A 4,562-nucleotide genomic window follows, 5' to 3' on the forward strand; every position below is an offset into this window, starting at 1 on the left:
CCTCCGGCGCCACCGCCGCCCGGTCCGCCGACGCCTGCGCCGACGCCCCGGCCGCCACCGCGCGCCAGGCCCGTCCCTCCGGCGGGCAGCACGCCGCCGACCCCAACGAGCTGACCACCGCCCAGGCGGCGGCCATGGACCAGCGGCTGCGGCAGAGACTCACCGAGCGCCGGGGCACCGGACCCTCGCTCGCCGCCGGCGCGACCGTGCCCGTGTACTTCCACGTCATCCACTCCGGCAGCGCGGGCAAGCTCACCTCGGGCGACATCAGCAGCCAGCTGAACGTGCTCAACGCCGCGTACAGCGGCCAGGGCAGCGGCAACACCGCGACCGGCTTCCAGTTCACGCTGGCCGGCACCGACTACACGGACAACGCCTCCTGGTACAACCTCTCCTCCGGCTCGTCGGCCGAGAAGGCGATGAAGTCCTCGCTGCGCAAGGGCGGCGCCGGCGCGCTCAACATCTACACCGCCAACCTGGGCGGCGGGCTCCTGGGCTGGGCGACCTTCCCCAGCTCCTACGCCTCCAACCCCTCCATGGACGGCGTCGTCATCCTCGACGCCTCGCTGCCGGGCGGCTCCGCGACGCACTACGACGAGGGCGACACCGCGACGCACGAGGTCGGGCACTGGCTCGGGCTCTACCACACGTTCCAGGGCGGCTGCAACGGCAACGGCGACTACGTGGACGACACCCCGGCCGAGAAGAGCCCCGCGTACGAGTGCCCCACCGGCCGCGACACCTGCGCCCGGAAGGCCGGCGCCGACCCGATACACAACTTCATGGACTACACGTACGACGCCTGCATGACCCAGTTCACCCCGGGCCAGGCACGGCGGATGAGCGACAGCTGGGCCGCGTACCGCGGCTGACCGCCCCGGCGTCTCCCGAAGGGCTCCGCGCGACCCGCGCGGAGCCCTTCGGCCGTCACAGCGTGGCCAGGAAGCCGATCGCGACCTTCCAGGCCAGCTCCGCCGCCGCCCGGTCGAAGTCCGGCAGCTCCGGGTCGGTGAACAGGTGCCCGGCGCCCGGGTAGCGGTAGATCTCCACGTCCGCCCCGGTACGCTGCATGTCCAGGTACCACGAGTTCAGCCAGTCGGGCGTCTCGTAGGGGTCCGGGTCGGCGACGTGCAGCTGGACCGGCAGCTCCTCCACCGAGGCGTTCTCGGCGATGTCCGACGTACCGTGCAGGAGCAGCAGCCCGCGCGCCTTCGCGTCGCCGAGCGCCAGCGTCTGGGCGACCGAGGCGCCCAGGGAGAAGCCCGCGTACACCAGGCCCTGGTCCGAATAGGGGGCGGCGGCGAGGACGGCCCGCCTCAGCAGCTCGTCCTTGCCCGTCTCCTCCCGGAACGCCTCCGCTTCCTCCACCGAGTCGAAGGTGTGCCCCTCGAACAGATCGGGCACGCGCACCTCGTGCCCCGCGGCGCGCAGCCGCTCGGCGGCGGCGTGGACCGCGGGGCGCGGACCGTACATCGAGTGGAAAAGCATGATGTTCATGAGGCCCATGGTGCCAGTTGCGTTCGAGACGATGGAGAGCGACAGCATGGAGAACGTACTGCGACCGCTGATCGTCCTGGGCGGCTCGGTCGCGATCACCCTGGCGGCCGGCTGGCTGCTGGACCTGCTGCTGAGACGTGCCGACGCCCGGCACCACGAGACGCCGCTGTGGGGCCTGCTGCGCCGCTGCCGGATCCCGTTCCAGCTGGTCATGTGCGCCGCGCTGCTGCGCGGCACGTACGCGCAGACCCGGCTCGGCGCGGTCCGCGACCACCACGTGGGCATCGGCCGGCTGCTGACGCTGGTGCTGATCGGGGCGTCCGCCTGGCTGGTGGTGCGCAGCGCCATAGCGGTGGTCGACTCGGTGTACGCCCGCTACGCGGCGGCCCACAACCGCGACCCCGCCCGGGTGCGCCGGGTGCGGACCCAGGTGACGCTGATCCAGCGCGTCGTCGTCGCGGTGGTGGGCATCGTGGCCGCCGCGGCGATGCTGCTGACGTTCCCGGCGATGCAGACGGTCGGGACCTCGATGCTGGCCTCGGCCGGAGTGCTCGGCATCGTCGCCGGTGTCGCCGCCCAGTCCACCCTCGGCAACCTGTTCGCCGGGCTCCAGATCGCGTTCGGGGACATGGTCCGCATCGGCGACACCGTGGTGGTGGACGGCGAGTGGGGCACCATCGAGGAGATCACGCTGACCTTCCTCGCGGTGCGTACGTGGGACGAGCGGCGGATCACGATGCCCGTCTCCTACTTCACGGCCCAGCCCTTCGAGAACTGGTCGCGCGGGGGCGCGCAGATGACGGGCTCGGTCTACTTCCACCTGGACCACTCGGCGCCCATCGCGGCGATGCGCGACAAGCTGCGGGACATCCTCGGCGACTGCGCCGCCTGGGACGGCCGCAACTGGTCGCTCGCGGTCACCGACACGACGCCCACGACGATCCAGGTGCGGGCCGTCGTCACGGCGAAGGACGCGGACGACATCTGGACGGCCCGCTGCGCGGTGCGCGAGCAGCTGATCGGCTGGCTGCGCGACCACCACCCGTACGCGCTGCCGCGGGTCGCCACGGCCCCCGCGGCGCTGCCGCCCGGCGACACCTGGCCGTCCGTCCCGCTCAACGGCCGGGACGACAAGCCGGCGAGCGGCTGGGACAAGGCCCCGCGCACGGGGCGCGGCTGACCGCCCTCAGCGCAGGCTGCGTACGTCGAGCTGGCGCAGCACCCGGTCCACGACCTCGGGGTCGGCGCCGGGTTCGCTGCGCGCGTCGAGCACCGCGTGGCGGGCGGCCGACAGCATCTCGCGCTGGACGCGGCCGACCGTGCGGAACCGCTCGACGCGCTTGGCGTAGGCGTCGCGGCGTTCGTCGTCGCCCATCTCGGGGCTGATCCGGGCCCCCACCTCGTACGCCAGCCGGTGCAGCCGCTCGACGACCTCCTCGGGGAGGTCCTCGGTCTCCTCGATCTTCTTGAGCCGCTGCCGGGCCGCCCTGGCCGCCCGGATCGCCAGCTCCCGCTCCAGGGCCGCCTCGGCGTCGGTGTCCGCGCGCACCCCGAGCCGCCGCACCAGCCACGGCAGGGTCAGTCCCTGGAAGACCAGGGTCACCATGATCACGGAGAACGCGATGAAGACGATCTCGTCGCGGCCGGGGAACGGGCTGCCGTCGTCCGTCTCCAGCGGGATGGCCAGGGCCAGGGCGACGGAGGCCACCCCGCGCATCCCGGCCCACCACATCACCACGGTCTCCCGCCAGCTGGTGGGGATCTCCTCGCTGACGTCCCGCCGGGTGTGCAGCCGCTTGGCCAGCCAGGTGGCGGGGAGCAGATAGAGCAGCCGTACGCCGACGACGACCGCGACGACGGCCAGGCCCCAGCCGGCCATCTCCAGCTCGCGCCCGTCCGCCGTACCGAACACGTTGTGCAGTTCGAGCCCGATCAGGCCGAAGGCGATCCCGGTGACGAGGGTGTCGACGATCTCCCAGAAGGTGCGTCCGGTGAGCCGGCCCAGGACGTCGTCGGCGTCCGCGGTGTGCTCCGCGAGGAACATCGCGGTCATCAGCACGGCGAGCACGCCGGAGCCCTTCAGCTCCTCGGCGAGGACGTAGCTCACGAACGGCACCAGCAGGGTCAGCCCGACCTGGAGGGTGGCGTCGCCGAGCAGCCCCATCAGCTTGATGGTGAGCCAGCCGAGCGCGACCCCGACCGCGATGGCGACCACGGCGGACAGGACCAGCAGCCCGAACGCCTCGGGCAGCGAGAACGTCCCGCTGACCGCCGCGGCGATGGCCACGTGGTACAGCACGATCGCGGTGACGTCGTTGAACAGCCCCTCGCCCTCCAGGATGGAGATGAGCCGGCGGGGCAGTCCGACCGACCCGGCGACGGCGGTGGCCGCGACCGGGTCCGGCGGGGCGACGAGCGCGCCGAGCGCGACGGCGGCGGCCAGCGGCAGCCCGGGCACGATCGCGTCGGCCACCACGGCGACGGCCGCCGTCGTCAGGAAGACCAGCGCCACGGCCAGCAGGAAGATGGGCCGCTTGTTCGCCGCGAACTGCCGCCAGGAGGTGCGCTGGACCGAGGCGTAGAGCAGCGGGGGCAGCAGGGCGGGGAGGATGATCTCCGGCGGGATGTCCACGTCGGGCACGAAGCTGGCGAAGGCCAGCACCACCCCGAACAGGGTCATCAGCACCGGGGCCGGCAGTTTCAGCCGGTCCCCGAGCGGAACCGTGACCACGGCTCCGAGCAGCAGCAGGAGCAGCAGTGACATCTGGTCCACGGGGTGCCCTCCCAAGCGCTCCGGCCGGGACCGGTCTGCGCCCGGCGGCCTCCCTCACCCTGTCACGCGCCCCCGCCCGCCGGGGCGAGGGGGCGGGGTGTCAGATCGCCCGGCGCATCGCCCGGTGCGCGATGCCCGCGTCCATGAACTCGGGGCCGTACGGCTCGTAGCCCAGGCGCTCGTAGAAGCGCAGGGCGTGCGTCTGGGCGTGCAGGTCCACGGCGGTCAGGCCGTGCGCGCGGGCGGCGTCCTCGATGGCCCGGACCAGCGCGGCGCCGACGCCGAGGCCGCG

General features: G+C 73.1%; 5 protein-coding genes. 2 read left to right on the plus strand and 3 right to left on the minus strand.

Annotated elements, in window-relative coordinates:
• On the plus strand, positions 1 to 872 hold an 872-nt coding region (locus MHW47_RS32285; protein ID WP_239227408.1), incomplete at its 5' end, for a zinc metalloprotease.
• Between the two features lie 55 nt (positions 873 to 927).
• Here MHW47_RS32285 and MHW47_RS32290 read toward each other — a convergent pair.
• Positions 928 to 1,506 (minus strand): dienelactone hydrolase family protein, encoded by a 579-nt coding sequence (locus MHW47_RS32290; protein WP_239227412.1) that lies wholly within the window; start codon positions 1,504 to 1,506, stop codon positions 928 to 930.
• Between the two features lie 37 nt (positions 1,507 to 1,543).
• Here MHW47_RS32290 and MHW47_RS32295 point away from each other — a divergent pair, with 37 nt between their 5' ends.
• Complete coding sequence (locus MHW47_RS32295; RefSeq protein WP_239227409.1) at positions 1,544 to 2,677, plus strand: mechanosensitive ion channel family protein; 1,134 nt, start codon at positions 1,544 to 1,546, stop codon at positions 2,675 to 2,677.
• A gap of 6 nt (positions 2,678 to 2,683) precedes the next feature.
• Here MHW47_RS32295 and MHW47_RS32300 read toward each other — a convergent pair whose 3' ends face one another.
• Together MHW47_RS32300 and MHW47_RS32305 are read right to left on the minus strand one after the other, a co-directional pair.
• Positions 2,684 to 4,270, minus strand: a complete 1,587-nt coding sequence (locus tag MHW47_RS32300; protein ID WP_239227410.1) for a Na+/H+ antiporter — start codon at positions 4,268 to 4,270, stop codon at positions 2,684 to 2,686.
• Positions 4,271 to 4,370: 100 nt separating this feature from the next.
• A partial coding sequence (locus MHW47_RS32305; protein WP_239227411.1) for a GNAT family N-acetyltransferase occupies positions 4,371 to 4,562 on the minus strand: 192 nt, incomplete at its 5' end.

This window comes from Streptomyces sp. OfavH-34-F, from assembly GCF_022347745.1.
Classification (GTDB): Bacteria; Actinomycetota; Actinomycetes; order Streptomycetales; family Streptomycetaceae; genus Streptomyces.